General features: G+C 67.8%; 13 protein-coding genes. 9 read left to right on the top strand and 4 right to left on the bottom strand.

All coding sequences use genetic code 11. The features are described 5' to 3' along the window. The first annotated feature begins 12 nt into the window (after window positions 1-12). Complete coding sequence (locus ABD234_RS12755; RefSeq protein ID WP_344356768.1) at window positions 13-1,395, top strand: hypothetical protein; 1,383 nt, start codon at window positions 13-15, stop codon at window positions 1,393-1,395. 46 nt (window positions 1,396-1,441) lie between these two features. Here the strand turns inward: ABD234_RS12755 and ABD234_RS12750 are convergent, their stop codons facing one another. The 3 genes from ABD234_RS12750 to ABD234_RS12740 are packed head-to-tail and all read right to left on the bottom strand — an operon-like array spanning window position 1,442 to window position 3,700. Next, window positions 1,442-1,738, bottom strand: coding sequence for an NUDIX hydrolase (locus ABD234_RS12750; protein WP_344356765.1), 297 nt, complete (start codon window positions 1,736-1,738; stop codon window positions 1,442-1,444). Between the two features lie 43 nt (window positions 1,739-1,781). Continuing rightward, window positions 1,782-2,651: an NgoMIV family type II restriction endonuclease gene (locus ABD234_RS12745; protein ID WP_344356763.1), complete on the bottom strand. Its 870-nt coding sequence runs from the start codon at window positions 2,649-2,651 to the stop codon at window positions 1,782-1,784. Next, window positions 2,648-3,700 (bottom strand): DNA cytosine methyltransferase, encoded by a 1,053-nt coding sequence (locus ABD234_RS12740; RefSeq protein WP_344356761.1) that lies wholly within the window; start codon window positions 3,698-3,700, stop codon window positions 2,648-2,650. The genes ABD234_RS12745 and ABD234_RS12740 overlap by 4 nt, the downstream gene beginning before the upstream one ends. 569 nt (window positions 3,701-4,269) lie before the next feature. Here ABD234_RS12740 and ABD234_RS12735 point away from each other — a divergent pair. From ABD234_RS12735 to ABD234_RS12720, 4 genes are all read left to right on the top strand, one after another. Next, the gene (locus ABD234_RS12735) at window positions 4,270-4,722 is read left to right on the top strand and encodes a hypothetical protein (RefSeq protein ID WP_344356758.1); all 453 of its coding nucleotides are present in this window, start codon (window positions 4,270-4,272) and stop codon (window positions 4,720-4,722) included. Window positions 4,723-5,338: 616 nt separating this feature from the next. Beyond that, window positions 5,339-6,409: a hypothetical protein gene (locus tag ABD234_RS12730; RefSeq protein ID WP_344356755.1), complete on the top strand. Its 1,071-nt coding sequence runs from the start codon at window positions 5,339-5,341 to the stop codon at window positions 6,407-6,409. A 263-nt stretch (window positions 6,410-6,672) separates the two neighbouring features. Continuing rightward, the gene (locus ABD234_RS12725) at window positions 6,673-8,424 is read left to right on the top strand and encodes an HSP90 family protein (RefSeq protein ID WP_344356752.1); all 1,752 of its coding nucleotides are present in this window, start codon (window positions 6,673-6,675) and stop codon (window positions 8,422-8,424) included. 107 nt (window positions 8,425-8,531) lie between these two features. Further along, complete coding sequence (locus ABD234_RS12720) at window positions 8,532-10,757, top strand: hypothetical protein (RefSeq protein ID WP_344356748.1); 2,226 nt, start codon at window positions 8,532-8,534, stop codon at window positions 10,755-10,757. 202 nt (window positions 10,758-10,959) lie between these two features. Here the strand turns inward: ABD234_RS12720 and ABD234_RS12715 are convergent, their stop codons facing one another. Continuing rightward, window positions 10,960-11,634, bottom strand: coding sequence for a GntR family transcriptional regulator (locus ABD234_RS12715; RefSeq protein WP_344356745.1), 675 nt, complete (start codon window positions 11,632-11,634; stop codon window positions 10,960-10,962). Window positions 11,635-11,757: 123 nt separating this feature from the next. Here ABD234_RS12715 and ABD234_RS12710 point away from each other — a divergent pair, with 123 nt between their 5' ends. The 4 genes from ABD234_RS12710 to ABD234_RS12695 are packed head-to-tail and all read left to right on the top strand — an operon-like array spanning window position 11,758 to window position 16,196. Next, window positions 11,758-12,360, top strand: a complete 603-nt coding sequence (locus ABD234_RS12710) for a TRAP transporter small permease (RefSeq protein WP_344356742.1) — start codon at window positions 11,758-11,760, stop codon at window positions 12,358-12,360. Between the two features lie 14 nt (window positions 12,361-12,374). Beyond that, a complete protein-coding gene (locus ABD234_RS12705) occupies window positions 12,375-13,688 on the top strand; it encodes a TRAP transporter large permease (RefSeq protein WP_344356739.1) in 1,314 nt (437 codons plus the stop codon). A gap of 53 nt (window positions 13,689-13,741) precedes the next feature. Beyond that, entirely contained in the window at window positions 13,742-14,761 is a 1,020-nt protein-coding gene (locus ABD234_RS12700; protein ID WP_344356736.1) for a TRAP transporter substrate-binding protein, read from the top strand. Window positions 14,762-14,819: 58 nt separating this feature from the next. After that, the gene (locus tag ABD234_RS12695; RefSeq protein WP_344356733.1) at window positions 14,820-16,196 is read left to right on the top strand and encodes an NAD(P)H-dependent oxidoreductase; all 1,377 of its coding nucleotides are present in this window, start codon (window positions 14,820-14,822) and stop codon (window positions 16,194-16,196) included.

Here is a 16,196-nt window from a genome sequence, read left to right as displayed (position 1 = left end):
TACCCTCGAGCAATGGCAGGAGAGAGTTCGGCATCCAGGACGTCCTGGCGGGCCCGGCTGGGCACGGCGCTACTGGTGGTGCTCGCCATCGGGGCGGTCCCCCTGTACCGCGCCGTCACCGGGCCCTCCGCCGACGGGGCCGTGCTGCTGCACGAGGCTCATCGCGTCGAGCTGGGCCCGAACGGCTGGGTCGCCGCGCAGCAGGATGCCAACGGATGGTTCTGGGGCGACGACACCGAGGTCGTGCTGCGCAACCTGGCCACGGGGGCCGAGACGAACATCGGCGGGGCTCCGTCCCTGGAACACATCCTGCCCACGGGCGGGTACCTCAGCGACGTGGGCGGCATCGGGATCCATGAGCCCTCGGGCGAGGAGGTCGCGTTCATCGATCCGCCGATGATCGGCGAGGGGGTGGAGGGGCTCGAGGGGCTGCAGGCCGGCTTCCCCGAGATCGCCGGGGTCTCCGACGAGGTGGTCGCCGTGCTGGTCTGCTATTCCCCGGAGATGGAGCTGCTGTCTTCGGAGGTCGAGGGTGGGCATGCGGTGATGGCGGGCTTCCGCCTGAGCGACGGCGGGCGGGTCTGGGCCCGGGACACCGGGGCCGGATGCGCGGGGCAGGCGATGTACCGCCCGCCGGTCTCGGAGCTGGGCGCCCTCGAGCACGTGGTGACCTACGCTGGCGACCGGGCCGCCGTGACCCGTCTCGACGACGGGGCGGTGGCCGCCACCTGGGAGGACACCCCGCGGGATTCCGTGGTCGTGCAGGACGGGCTCGCCCTGCACCGCATCGGCGACTCCCGGGTCGAGGCGGTGGACCTCGCCACCGGTGACGCCGTCGCCGCGACGGAGTGCGCCGATGCAGGTCTCATGAGCCCGGGCCCGGTCCCGAACCTCTCCCCGGAGGCGGTGCTCGCCGTCGAATGCGGCGACCAGGAGGTCCGGCTCTACGACCGGGACACGCAGGCGTTCACCCCGGTGCCGGCGCCGCCGCTCGGCGAGGACCGCACCATCCCCGACGGGGAGTCCCGGGCCTACGACCGGTACATCCTGCACCGCACGGGGGAGACGCTCACCATCACCGACGCGCTCAGCGGGGAGGAGATCGGCAGCGTCGCCGTGCCTGAGGAGATGGCGATCCAGAACAACGCCCCGCGCGGGCGGGTGCTGCTGCTCTACGTCCTCACGGACGAGGACGACGTCGAGTACCGGATGATGGCGGTGGACCTGCGCACGGCCGAGCCGATCCTGACCGAGGCGAAGGGGGTGGGCCCCGACTGGCAAGTCGATCCGACCGGGTACGCCCTGGTCTCCGGCAGCGACTTCTACAGGAGAGGCGGCCGGAGCAGCTCCGGCACGGTGCACCGGGTGGAATCGTGGGTGGTGGGGGTCGAGTAGGTGGCGGGCGCGGAGTGAGCGGACTCTCTCGGGGTGGCCCTCGAGGTCAACGGCTGAAGATCGGCTCCGCAACCAGGAGCAGCTTCCGGCGCACCGGGGACTCCGCGGTCTCCAAATCCATCGGGAAGAGCTCGGCGCGGGACCTCCAGGCCCTCTCGCTGCCGCCGGGCGCCGACGGCAGCTGCCCCGACACGGGCGCCCAGTAGCAGTCGAGGTCGGCCTGGCGCTCGCCGTCGCTGCGCTCCTCGCGGCAGATGAGCCAGCCGACCTCGACGTCCAGGCCGAAGTCCTCGCGCAGGGCGCGAGCCGAGTTCACCAGCGCCATCCGGCAAAGACGGGACATGCGGGATCTCTCGCAGTCCACGCACTTTAGCCAGGGGCGGGCCTTATACGGAAAGGTCCAGCGGAAGGTCAGCAATGTCCCTAAGACGCTGTCCTTCAACCATCATAGAAAGCAATTCGCGAGACTCATCAGTGCCCAATTCGTTAACGGCTTCCTTCAATTCCGGAAGGGCAAAGTGGTAAACAGTATCGATGTCTCCGGTCCCTAGCGCTAGGGAAGAGATGCGACTCGGAGTAGGTTCGCCAGTCACGACAACGATATGAGGAGTACGACCCTTGCGATTTCGGACGAGGTTCAGTGCTTCACTGCGGGCATTCTGTGCTCGATCCGAACGCAACGTCCACTTACAAGAAATAACCGCATGTAGAATCCGGGATTGGCCTGGACGGCGAAGTCGGATGGGGCTCAAATTTCCAACTTCGGAATCCACTAGGACCGCGTCACTGTTGATGACATCATCTGGAACTGGAGCACGACTGACGATTACATCCGGAGCGATTGCGTATGCGTTGCCCAGAACGGCGAGAAGCTGCGGGTTATCCGTCACTGCTTGATCGAGATAGCCCAGATGAGTGTACGGCTCGTACTGCGCAATATGGTTCGCCTTGCGGGCGCTTCCTAGGTTCCGGACTTCCCATTCGCCAGGACGCAACATATCAAATCTAGGGAAAGTTTCATTGAGCAGGCCAACGACAGCCTTCTCAAAGGATCCTCCAAGGGTCTGACCGGCCGCACGTTCGTGTACTGTCTCCTGCTTCAGTGCGCGCGCAATATGCGCCGAATAGGCTCTCGACTGCGCGTTACCCCTGTCAGCGTTACTGGCAATACCGTCCGAGTCAACGGTTAGTGTGCCCTCCAGCAGGCCAGCATGGAATGACGAACGAGCTATAGATAGAAACGACTCTGGGCTCACGCGACCACCTTCATCGGGACCTCACTGCGGCGGCGAGAGGCGCCAAGCGCACGGCGAATAGCGATTCCAACACTGGCCGCAACTGGCGGCGGGAAGGCGTTTCCTATCTGCCTATATACCGAGGTCTTTCGTCCTGAGAACTGCCACCCTGAATCAAAGCCCTGAATTCGCGCGACCATCTGATTCGTTAGGCGAGGTATATGTGATTCGGCTACATCATGCGATGGTGCCTCGTCGGCGACGCCCTTCCCGTCTACACCCAATTTCAGCCAGGATGCTTTAGCTCGGGTCGGTCCGAGGTCCGCTCCTCCGTGCTTCTTTGATCCCCCCACGATAGTTGGAGCGATCCCGTTCGCGTTGTCCGCCCAGATTCGGGCTCCCCGCCAACCTCGGGCGCCCATAAGAGGTAAAAGAGCCTCACCGACGGTGGGCGGGCTCCCGACTGGACCGGGCCAAACAAAGTTTTGGAACTTGTCTTTGCGGAGAGCAACAAGTATGAACCGAGGACGCAGTTGCGGTACGCCAAACTCTGAACTAAGCAGCAGCTGCCAATCTGCCCCATATCCCAAGCGGTCGAGCTCTTCAAGAATCGACGTGCGATACGTGCCGAACCTTGCAGATGCCAGGCCCTTGACGTTCTCGAGCATTACGGCCGTCGGCCTAGCTTCACGCACTAACCTCAGAGCTTCCGGGAATAAATCGCGTTCGTCATCGGCACCAAGCTGCTTTCCCGCCACACTGAACGGCGGGCAAGGCACGCCTCCGGCGAGCAAATCAATCCCAGTATAGTCCTTGCCGTCGATATCTCGAACGTCGCCCTCGTGCACATTCCACGTCGGCCGATTGAGCCGAAGCGTTGAGGCGGCATCACGGTCGATCTCGACCGCCAACTCGTGCTGAAAACCGGCTTGTTCGAGCCCGTAGGATTGACCCCCTGCACCAGCACAAATCTCCAAGGCTGCGAGTTGTCCAGACAATCTTAGTCTCCTCAGTCCGTCGTCGTCTTCAGCCGACACTCTGCCAGATGACACCGACAGCGCAGCGATCACGGCAGGTCATTGAAGGGGTCTAGGAAGGTGTGGATGCCATGAACAGGGCATCGAAACGAGATCCGCACCCCGCTTTCGGTAGCAACCGCCTCGGGTTCACAGTCCCCACCGCACTCTGCACAGATGCGGTACGACTCATCGTCGCGTCCCATAGGGTCGGCCCGTCCGATGCCACCAACCAACCTCTCACCTCCACATCGTAGTGCACCCAGGCTAGCCGGGGTTAGCCGGATGCTGTGCTGCCTGCGCCCTTCACTCGCTGAGCGGGCGGTCCTACTCACCCGGCACGGACTGATCAGAGTTGCCACGCGCTTAGGCTCGGCATCACAGCCAGGTGCACCCAAGACCCTCCTGGCCGCCCTGCCTCCCCGCACGGCCCGGTCAGTTGGGTGACCCTCGACGGCAGTGGTTGTACGGGTTCGGCGTCAGACCGACGCTGCTACACCAGCTTGCGGCTGAGCACGCGACGTCCGTGGGTCGGACCGCGCAGACTCCAACCGTGGCTGTTGGCATGTCGACTCGCGAGTCGAGGAGACAAGACGCGCTTCGTGAGGGAGTATAGACGTATGGTGAGCAAGGTGGTGTTGAGCACAGTGGGGGGCGGTACCCGTGACCTGCGGGTAGACCCGTACGACACCACTCAGCCCGCGCGCACGCCGTCTGGAAGCGAACTGCACCTGGGGAGCCAGGACTTGGTCCGCCTGACAGGCTTCGCATTAGAGCGTGGATTCGTTCCTACGTCATTCATGATTTCTGACGCTTACTTAGTTGCTTTACCGGAAGACGAACAGGTTCAAGTCTCAACTGAATTGCTACGCCTTTTAGTTGGGTACGGGCCAGACGAGGTCATGATGTCACTCCAGGAGGAGCATGACGGTCTATATATTGTCGGAGTGAACCTGATTGCTGGAGATAGCGGCGGCCGGATATCGGTTCGTCGGCGCGGCTTCGTAGACACCTCTGTCGTGCAGGAAGCCCAGCGATTGCTCGCGTCAGCCTGGCGGGAGCTAAATCTTACGTGACGAATCGATTATTGCGAATAATTGTAGAAGGGCTCAAGGTCGCTGTTGCCGCGTGGCTTACCTTCTGGATGGATCCGTGGTTGCAAAATACTTTCGAGTCCGTACCCGCTCCGTTGAGGTTTCTTATCGGAGCAACCTTAGCAGCCATCCTGCTGGAGGTTCTACTTCAGGTGCTTTTTGGTTGGCCGCAAATAAGACTAGCCTGGTCCGATGAAACTGAGAACGCTCCAATCACGGAGATCCGCGCGAAAATACGCAGAAGTACGGGCGAATCCCAGCCTTTCCGCCTTGAAGTCTTCGCGCATCGGACCGGCTGGCTTGGATATCAAGTTCTGCGACAACTCACGAGAGCTGAACTTCGTTTGGTGATTCGAATCGAACGAGCTCTTATTGTGCCCACCTGCGAAAAATCTTCCAAGATGGGATCCGGCGTTTCCGGCCAGCTATCAGTCACTCCGTGTGATGAAGCGAACGGATTCGCAGTTATGCTTGGCCAAGCTCCGTACAGCTCGGGGATATGGCACTATGCGGATGTGAGGTGGAGGGATGAGGAGACGCCTATCGGTGCCGAGTTCCGGGTGAACTACCGACTGGTGCATCGGCGTCCAGTCATTGAGTGGTTGATGAACCTGTTGATCCGCCGCTCAAGCAATGTAAACTGCTTTCGTGTGATTGGAGCCTGATTTTGCCTACTATGAATCAAGACGCGGTCAAGGTACTGCCGATGGTCTCTCGTTCGAAAATGACCCTTGAAGAGATCCGTGACGGTATGCGCAGGATGAAACCGACGCTTGAAGGGTTCAAAGGGGGGTGGGCAAGCGTCCAAGACGCCGGGTCGAACTTGAGGGTGGCCGGCGAGGAGCCGCCAAATTCGGACCCCGAGATCGTAACGGCCACCAATTTGCTTCCAGAGATGTTGCAAGCGCGTTTTTATTATTGGGACCCGGCCCCAGCCCTAATTCGGCAAAACCCTGACATCGACGTCAGCCAGGTGCGAAAGTTGAATGCTATCGACGTCGTCGTGACTTCGATCGGTGTGAGTAGGATCGGCATTCTATTTTCTACTCGGACCCGTTCGTATCTCGGGGGAAAGGGAGGCGTGATCGCGGCCCTAGAGTCAATTCTGCAGACGCGTGACGTTACGATTAAGATTGACCGTCATGACTCGCACCTTCGGCTCGCGAACGAGGAGATTTTTCTCTGGTTGACCGTGCAGCACAGGGACAATCCGCAGATCGCGGGAGGTATTCGCCTAGACCAGATTTCCGGCATCAGTAGCATGGATGCCGCCAGTCGAACCGCAGAGCTTCGTTTCGGTGTCGACTTTCAACGATCAAACTTCCTGACCGCCGTGGCTGAGAAGGATACTTTGGGTCCGATGGACATCGGGTTTTCGCACATCGAACGTGGTGTGAATCATGCTTACGACCTTAGGCTGCATATTGACGGCGGGATCGAGATTAGCAGGAACCGACTGCATGTCCCGAACAGCCTCAATGATCCGCGCTTCATGCTCAACTCGGTCCTCCTTTTGACGTTCTACATAATTCCCCAGATCAATCGCCTCTACATCGCCGACGCGGCAAACTGGCGTTCCAAGAGGGCGGATGTTATTGATAATGCCATGAGCTCGCTGGAGACTCGGTATAAGGAACTTCGCGCGGTTCTCGCGAAGCACAAGCCGTAGGGGCCAGGAGCGATGTTCGAGGGATCGCCGCTACCGCTCACTCAGATAATCGAGTTTCCAATCCGGGCGGCGACACTTGGGCTGTGGCGTTGGTCTGTTCTGTGTGAGGGAAAGGCGGTTTGACCCGCCCATCTGCATGTCTAGGGCCACAATTGCGGACGGCTTAAGTCCTGATGAAGTCGAGGCATGGCATCGGCGACCGGCCAGGCCAGCGTCGACACTTGCGCCCAGCCCGCCTACGCCGCTCGACATATCCTTCACCCATGCCGCCGACCCCCGAGAACTTCCAGGTCGACCTGCGCGGGATCGTCGAGATCCTGTCGCACAACCTGTACTCGAGCCCGCGCGTGTACGTGCGCGAGCTGATCCAGAACGCACGGGACGCCGTCGTCGCCCGTGGCGAGCAGGTCGCGCCCGTCGAGCTGGTCGTCGACCCCGCGGCGGGGGCGCTCACCGTGCGCGATCACGGCATCGGCCTCACCGAGGCGGATGCCCGCAGCCTGCTGTCCACCATCGGCGCCTCCAGCAAGCGCGAGCAGCTCGTGGCGGCGCGGCGGGAGTTCCTGGGCCAGTTCGGGATCGGCCTGCTGTCGTGCTTCCTCGTCGCGGACCAGATCGAGGTGGTCTCCCGCAGCGCCCGCGACCCGCAGGCGACGACGATGCGCTGGATCGGCTACGGCGACGGCACCTTCACCGTCTCGCCCGCGGAGCAGCCTCTCGAGGAGCCGGGCACCCTGGTGCGGGTGCATGCCCGGCCGGACGAGGCCGAATGGGTGGGGGCGGATCGCGTGTTCCGCCTCGCCCGCGAGTTCGCGAGCCTGCTGGCCGTGCCGATCACCTTCGCCGTCGCCGGGGATCCGCGACCGGCGGTCCGGGTGAGCGGGGATCCTGCGCCGTGGGACCTGCCCCGTGAGGCGGCGGCCGCCTGGTGCGAGGACGCCTTCGGCTTCGCGCCGCTGGCGAGCATCCCGCTGGACCTGCCGATGCTCGGCATCCGCGGCGTCGCGTTCGTGACCGGCGAGGCGACGCCCGGCCGGGGCCGCGCGGGGGACCGGGTGTTCTCCCACGGCATGTCCGTCGCCTCTGACAACACCCAGCTGGTGCCGGAGTGGGTCAGCTTCGCGCGCGTCGCGATCGAGGCGGGGTCGCTCAGCCTCACCGCCTCCCGCGAGAGCCTGCACGAGTCCGCGGCCCTCGCCACCGCGCGGGAGGAGCTCGGCCACCAGGTCCGGGCGGGCATCGAGCGCCTCGCCGCGGGGGACCCGGAGGTCTTCGCGCGCTTCGTCGACGTGCACGGGCAGAGCCTGCTCGCCCTCGCCGTCGCGCACCCGGAGATGCTGGAGTTCGTCGCCCGCCACCTGACCTGGGAGACCAGCTCCGGGCCGCTGCGTCTGGTGGAGATGCCGGCCAGGATCACGTTCACCACGCAGGACCGGGACTTCAGCAGCTACGCCCCGATCGTCCAGGCGCAGGGCGACCTGCTGGTCAACGGCGCCTACACCCACGGCGCCGCCATGCTGCGCGCGTACGACCAGGCCCAGTCGCGGCTCACCGCGCGCGAGTTCGAGCTGACGCGCCTGCTGGAGGACCTCCCGGAGCCGCGCGGCGAGGACGCGGCCCTCGCCGAGCGGATCGGCACCGTGGCGCGGGGCGTGCTCGACGCGCACGGCGTCGCGGTGGACGTGCGCGCCTTCCGCCCGGTGTCCCAGCTGGTGCTGCACGTGCCCGGGCGCGCCGCGGGCTTCGTGTTCGAGGAGGTCGAGGACGATCCGTGGGCCGACATGCTCGGCGGCGGGGCCCCGCGCGAGCAGGAGGACCCCCGGCCCACCCTCGTGCTCAACCTCCGCGCCGAGGCCGTGCGGGCCCTCGGTGGGACGCTCGCCCCCGCCACCCGCGACGACGCGATCCGCGCGCTGCACCTGCTGAGCCTGCTGCAGGCCGGCATCCGCCTGCAGGCCGAGGAGCAGGCGCTCCTCGCGGGCGCGCTGCAGACGCTGCTCCTCGCGGCATCCTGACCGGCGGGGCCGATGATCGCGCGGATGCCGGCGCCGGCACCGACCATCGGCCGCATCGGCCGCAGCCAGACCACACACAGACCGACCACCGACAGCAGGGGATGACGATGATCCGATACGACGAGGTCCGGGGCCTCACCGGCGAGAAGGCGCAGCGCGTGCGGGCGCTCATCGACCGCAGCAGCGAGATCTGGGACATGCCGGAGGACATGGGGACGATCGACGCCTGGGAGGAGCAGATCGCCGCCTGCGAGGCGGAGGGCGTGCCGCATCTCGCGGCGAGCGGGCGCTTCGGTCAGTACTCGATCCTCAGCCTCGGCGGCATGCCGCGGGAGGCCCTCGAGGCGTATGCGCGGCTCATGCAGATCGTCGGCCGCTACGGCGACCACATCCACCCCGACAACGTGAGGACGTTCCTCGGGACGATCTCGAACCTGGTCTCGACCGTGGGGGAGGACCCGTCGCTGTCGCGGCCGCAGCTCGAGCGGATCGTCGACCTCGTCGAGAAGCAGACGATCGCCCACGGCTTCGACCTCTCCAACGTCACGCTGGCGCGGGCGAGCCTCGCCGCCGAGTTCGGCGAGCAGGATCGCGCCTACGCGCTGCTGGACCGCTGGCAGGGCATCGGCAGCCCCGACTGGCCGCCCTTCGACGCGAACACCGTCACCCGCGAGGTCGCGATCCTCGAGCCCTTCGAGCCGGCCCTCGCCGCGGAGACGCTCATGCGACGGTTCACGGCGATGGGCGTGCCGCCGGGCCCGATCGACACGGACCGCGAGGACCTCACCCAGCTCGTGCTGCTGCGGGCGCTGCTGGGATCCCTGTGGGCGCGCGCCGGGCGGAAGGACCTCGCGGCCCGGATCGGCGACGAGCTGGTCGACCAGTTCGGCATCGAGGACCTGGTGCGGACGGCGGTGATCGAGGACCTGCTGCTCGTGCTCGAGCATCGGCCCGACGATGCCCGGGTCGCGGCCGATGTCGGGCTCGCCAACAGTGCGCTCGACACCGTGGACTGCCGGCTGATCGCCGCCCTCGCCCGCAGCCGGACGCTCGAGGACCCGGCGGGGGAGGAGGCGGTGCTGCTGCGCGCCGCGGCGACGGAGGCCGCCGCGGCGCACGATGAGCGCGGCGCGACGGACATCCACACCCGGGAGCTGCGGGAGATCTGGTTCGCGGACCTCCCGCCTGCCGGCCCCGAGCCGGACGCGGCCGATGACCCCGTGGAGCGGGCCGAGCGGATCCTGCGCGCCGGCTGGATCCCGCGGCGCACCGCGCCGGTGACCATCGACGAGGTGCCCTTCGCGATCAAGGACCGCTACCTCGAGCTCCACGGACTGTCGATGGCCGTCCTCGAGGCCGGCTCCGAGGAGGAGTCCGAGGCGCTCGTGGAGAGCATCGTCGCCCGCAGCCGCGAGCTGAGGATGCCGATGGCGGAGTTCGTCGCGCAGCTCATGCGGACGATGCGTGCATACCAGTCCGATGACCACGTGGCGCTCGTCCTGCGCTATGAGGAGGCCCAGCGCGCGCAGGCGCTCGCGCCGGACGGGATCTACCCGCCCCTGGAGAAGGCCGCCGCGGGGCTCTTCCTCCCGGTGATCCTCACGGGCCTCGACCAGCCCGCGATCCCGCTGGAGCGCATCGACGCGATCATCGCCGGGGAGGTCGATCTGCGGGCGCTGACCGGGAAGCCGACCACGCCGATCGCCATGGCCCGGCTCGCCCGGGCCGCCCACCTCGGGGAGGTCTCGGAGATCGAGCCGCTGCTCGCCGACGTCCGGGCACGGCTCGCGGCGGACGCCGGGGACGTCGACCCCTTCGACGTGCAGATCGACCTGGCCCGGATCCTCGCACCGCTGGATGCCCGGGCCGTCCCGGAGCTCGTGGCGGACGTGCTGGAGAGCTCCCACGACCCGTCCCAGCAGCGCGCGGCGCAGGCATGGACGGCCTGGGCCGCACTGCGGGCGGGCCGGCCCGTGGACCAGGACGCGGCCGAGGTCGTCGCGCAGCTCGAGCAGGTCGATCGGGACTTCGAGGATTTCGGGGACCTGCCGCGGTCGGTGGTCCTCGAGCTCGCGGCCCAGGTCCCGGGCGCCCTCGGATGGGCGGTCGACGCGGCGCTCGCGGACGCGACCCCGGGGGACCCGTACCACTTCGACACCTTCGCCGGGGCCGCGCGGGTCCTGCTGGAGCACGCCCCGGACGACGAGCGCGGCCCGCAGCTGCGCGAGGACGCGCTCGCGATCGCCGCCGCGCTCGATGCGCGCAACGGCAGCGACGTGCAGTCCCGGCAGCTGCGCGAGAGGTTCTTCCGGGAGGCTCGCGAGCGCAGCTGAGCAGAGCGAGGCGAGGAACTGCCGCTGCAGGACATGTACATGACGTACGTGTCCTGCCGCAGCAGTTCCTCCGAGCTCTCCGAGATGCCCCTCTGCGGCGGGGGCGGAGCGTCCGGACGCGGCGCACGCATCGCGAACCGAGGCTCGGCGGCGCGCTCGGCAGCGGCAGCGAGCGGGCCGTCGGCCGGCGGGACGGGCGCCCCTACCCCTCCACCCCGAAGTCCCCCAGCACCGCCAGGATGTGGGTGGTGATGCGGGCCTCCAGGTCGGCCGGGCCCTCGGCGATCACGTCGATGACCTCCTGGTGCTTGTCCGCGGAGGTGTTGAGCTTCGCCTGCTGGGCGCCGGCGTGCATGATCGACATGCGCAGCACGCCGGCCAGCTGCTCCCAGGTCTGCAGCAGCACCTCGTTGCCGCATGCGCGGCACAGGGTGCGGTGGAACTCGACGTCCGCCTCGAGGCGCTCGAGCATGGCGAGATCGTCCTCCTCGGCGTCGCGCATGGTGCGCAGGGCGCGGTCCAGCTGACGCAGCGCCTTCGCGCGCTCGGCCTCGGGCATGTCGGCGACGGTGCGGGCGGCGAGGGCCTCGAGGGCGGCGCGCACGCGGAACGTCCCGGCGATGGTGCGGGCGTCGAGGCTGCGCACATGCAGGCGACCGCGGCCGTCGGTGACGGCGAGGCCCTCCTGCTGCAGCTGGCGCAGGGCCTCGCGCAGGGTGCCGCGGGAGATGCCGAGCTCCGAGGCCAGGCGCACCTCCGCGAGGTGGGTGCCCGGGGCGATGCCGCCCATGACGATGGCCTCGCGCAGCGCCTGCAGGGCCTGTTCGCGCAGGTTGTTCACCTGCAGTGACGGGAGGACGGAGGTCTGTGGGCTCACGCCGTCATCCAACACTGGTCCGACCTCCTTGGCAAGTGTTGACAGTAAGACAGTCCGACACGTAGCGTCCCCGCCATACCGACCCCCGGTCCCCGGACAGAGCTGTCCCGAAGGAGCCCGTTGATGTCGCACGACCCCGCACCGCCTGCCCGTCCCCCGCACGGCACGCCCCGGCACGACCCGATCCCGTCCGGCCGCGCCGGCGCCCTGCACGCCCGCCTCGCCCCCGCCCGCCGCCTGCTCGACGTGGTCGAGAAGGCCGTCACCGCGCTCGCCGTCGCGGCGCTCGCGCTGATCGTCCTCACGGTGGTGTGGCAGGTCGTCGCCCGCTACGTGACCTCGCAGTCCACCGCCTGGGCGCCGGAGCTCTCGCAGACGGCCTTCGTGTGGACGGCGCTGCTGGCCATCCCGCTGGGCGTGCGCAGCGGCCGGCACATGGTGGTGGACCTCTGGCGCGGCCGCAGCGAGCGGGTGCAGCAGGCCTTCTTCGTCCTCGCCTCGCTGGTGGTCCTCGGGACCTGCGCGGTGCTGGTGGCCTTCGGGATCGACATGCTCGGCACCTCGTTCCAGCGCAGCCTGCCGAGCCTCGGCATCTCCGCCGGCTGGCAGATGCTCGCCGTGCCCATCGGCTTCGGCCTCAGCTTCATCTTCCAGCTCGAGGTGCTCGTGCGCCGCTTCACCGACCCGGCGAGCGTCGAGGTCGACCCCGCCGCACAGACCGTCTGAGAGGAGACCCCGACATGGGTGGATCACTGCTGGGCACCTTCGGCCTCGGGATGCTCTCCCGCGTCCCCATCGGCTTCGCCCTGGCCGCCGCATCCCTGGTCACGCTGTACTTCCTGACCACCGACAATCTCGCGATCGGCGCGCAGCGCATCGTCGCCGGCGTGACGCCGTACCCGCTGCTGGCGGTGCCGCTGTTCATCCTCGCCGGCGGCCTCATGAACGCCGGCGGCATCTCCCGCCGCCTGCTGGACCTGGCCGATGCGATCGTCGGCCGCCTCACCGGCGGCCTCGCGCACACCAACATCCTCGCCTCGCTGTTCTTCGGCGGGCTGTCCGGGTCCTCCGTCGCGGACGTCTCCTCGCTGGGCCGGATCCTCATCCCCGCCATGCGGGAGCGGAAGTACACCGCCGCCTACGCCGCCGCCGTCACCGCCTCCTCCGCGATCATCGCCCCGATCCTCCCGCCTTCGATCACCCTGATCCTGTTCGGCGTGGTCACCGGCACCAGCATCGGCCAGCTGTTCTTCGCCGGTGTCGTCCCCGCCGTGCTCTACATGGCCGTGCTCATGGTGACCGTGCTCGTCACCGTCAAGCGCTCCGGCTTCGAACCGGAGGCCGTGAAGACCATGGACCCCCAGGACATCGGCCGCACGCCCCGCGACCAGATCGCCCCGTTCTGGCCGGCGCTGGCCAGGGCGATCCCCGCGCTGATGCTGCCGGTGCTGATCCTGGTGGGGATCCGCGGCGGGATCTTCACCCCCACCGAGGCCGCCGGCATGGCCGTCGCCTACGCGCTGCTCGTCGGCGCCCTCGTCTACCGCGAGCTGACGCTGCCGAAGATCTTCACGGCCATGAAGGACTCCGTCGCGCTCATCGGCCTGATCCTGCTGGTGATGGCCGCCGCCCAGCTGTACTCGTGGGTGCTCACCTCCGGCGGGGTGCCGCAGTCCGTGGCCGCCGCTCTGCTCGCGGTCTCCGCCAGCCCCGTGGTGATCCTGCTGCTGATCAACGTCCTGCTGCTGGTCGTGGGCATGTTCATCGAGGCCAACGCCGCGATCATCATCCTCGTCCCGATCATCTTCCCCGTCGCCCTCGAGCTGGGCATCGACCCGCTGCACCTGGGCGTGGTGATCGTCGTGAACATGGGCCTGGGCCTGGTGACCCCGCCGGTGGGCCTGAACCTCATGCTCGCCTCCGAGATCGCCGAGATCGACCTGCTCAGCGGCGCCCGCGCCATGCTCCCCTTCCTCGCCGGCGGCATCGGCTTCCTGCTGCTGCTCACCTTCGTCCCCGCCCTGACCACCTGGCTGCCCGGCGTCCTGTACTGACCCGCACGACCGGGCCGACCACCCGCTCGACCCACCCACCCCAGGAGAAACCGATGATGCTCTCTCGCCGCCACGCCCTCGCCGGAGCCACCGCCCTCGGCGCCGCCGCCCTCACCGCCACCGGATGCTCCCGCCGCGACGCCACCGCCGGCGGCGGATCCGACGGGGGAGGGGCCCAGAAGCTCGTCCTCGGCCACGCCGGATCCGACACCGACCCCCGCCAGGCCGGCTCCGAGCAGCTCAAGAAGCTCATCGAGGAGCGCACCGACGGCCGCCTCACCGTCGAGATCCACGGCAACTCGACCCTCGGCTCCTGGGAGCAGATGATCGAGGGCCTGCAGCTGGGAACCACCCACCTGGTCATCGAGTCGATCCTCTCGCTCGAGGCCTACTCCGAGCTGGCCTCCGTGGAGACCGCCCCCTTCCTCTACGAGAACGACGAGCAGTTCTTCGGCGTCTGGGACGGGGAGCTGGGCACCGAGATCAAGGCCGCGCTGACCGAGGCGACCGGCTTCGAGCTGCTGGGCAACATGTTCCGCGGCGCCCGCAACCTCACCGCCAACCAGGAGGTCGCCTCCCTCGACGCCCTGCAGGGCCTGACCATCCGCACCCCCTCCACGCAGACGATGGTCGAGACCTGGCAGACCCTCGGCGCCCGCGCCGAGGCCATGGCCTGGGACGAGGTCTACTCCGCCCTCGAGCAGCGCGTGATCGACGGCCAGGAGAACCCGCTGGACGTCGCCACGTTCAACGCCCTCTACGAGGTCCAGTCCCACGTGATGATGACCCAGCACATGTACGCCAACTACCACTTCCTCATGTGGGGCGACACCCTCGCCGGGTTCTCCGAGGAGGACCAGGCCATCATCCGCGAGGCCGCCGACGAGGTCGGGAAGACGTACACGGAGACCACCGTCACCAAGCTCGAGGAGTACCGCACCACCCTCGAGGGCGAGGGGATGACCTTCGTCGAGCTCACCGACCGCGACGCCTGGGTCGAGAAGGTCCAGCCGATCATCGATGGCCTCCCCGAGCAGGTCGCCACCTGGGTCGACCAGATCAAGGGCGGCTGAGCCCCCTCCCGCCCATCGGCCCCCAGAACCACCGCACCCCACCCGGGAAAGGACCCCCATGAACCTCCACGAGCTGCTGCGCGCCCGCCAGGACGCCGGCACCCCCATCCGCGTCGGCCTGATCGGCGCCGGGCGCTACGGCACCATGTTCCTCGCGCAGGTGCGCAACACCCCCGGCATGCACGTCGTCGCCATCGCCGACATCAACACGCAGCGCGCCCAGGGCGCCCTGGAGCTGGTGGACTGGCCGGCCGAGGCGGTCGCCGGCTCGATCGACGAGGCGCTCGCCGGCGGCGGCACCGCGGTGATCCCCGACGCCGCCGCCCTGCTGGACGCCGACGTCGACGTGGTCGTCGAGGCCACCGGCAACCCGATCGTCGGCACGAAGCACGCGCTGCACGCGATCCGCACCGGCAAGCACATCATCATGGTCACCGTCGAGGCCGACGCCCTGTGCGGGCCGGCCCTCGCCGCCGAGGCCGAGAAGGCGGGCGTGGTCTACTCCCTCGCCTACGGCGACCAGCCGGCGCTGATCTGGGAGCTCGTGGACTGGGCCCGCACCAGCGGGTTCACCGTCACCTGCGCCGGCAAGGGCGCGAAGTACCTCGAGCACTACCACCAGATGAACCCCGACAACGTCTGGGAGAACTGGGAGTTCTCGAAGGAGCTCACCGACTCCGGGCAGCTGAACCCGTACATGCACACCTCCTTCCGCGACGGCACGAAGGCCGCGATCGAGATGGCGGCCGTCGCCAACGCCGCCGCGCTGCAGCCCTCCGACGAGGGCCTCAGCTTCACCCCCGGCGACGTCGAGCAGATCGCCACGATCTGCAGGCCCGCGGCCGATGGCGGCGTGCTCGCCCACAACGGCTCGGTCGATGTCATGAGCTCGGTGACCCGCGACGGCGACTGGATCGAGCACAACACGCAGGAGGGCGTGTTCGTCGTCGTCGAGGCGACCAACGACTACGTGTCCGGCTGCTTCACCGAGTACCCGTGGCACCCGGACCCCAGCGGCCGGTACGCCGCCCTGTACCGCCCCTACCACTACGTGGGCCTCGAGCTGGGCGTCTCCATCGCCAACGCCGCCCTGCGCGGGGTGGCGACCGGGCGGCCCGTCGGCTTCTACGCCGACGTCGTCGCGACCGCGAAGAAGGACCTCGAGCCGGGGGAGACCCTGGACGGCGAGGGCGGCTTCTGCGTGTGGGGCAAGCTCATGTCCGCCCCCACGTCCGTGGCCCGCAACGCCCTGCCCGTCGCCTTCGCGCACGGCATCGTGCTGAAGCGCGCCGTGCCGGCCGGCGAGGTCGTCACCTGGGACGACGTCGAGGAGCCCGTGGGCATGGACGAGGCCGTGGCCATGCGCCGCGAGACCGTCGCCCTGCTGCCGGCAGCCGATGGGGCGGCACCGGCCGCCGCCTCCGCTACCGTCTGA

It is taken from the genome of Brachybacterium phenoliresistens, assembly GCF_039530785.1.
Lineage (GTDB): Bacteria > Actinomycetota > Actinomycetes > Actinomycetales > Dermabacteraceae > Brachybacterium > Brachybacterium phenoliresistens.
The sequence above is the reverse complement of the archived record's forward strand: the minus strand, read 5'-3'. Positions and strand labels throughout refer to the sequence as shown.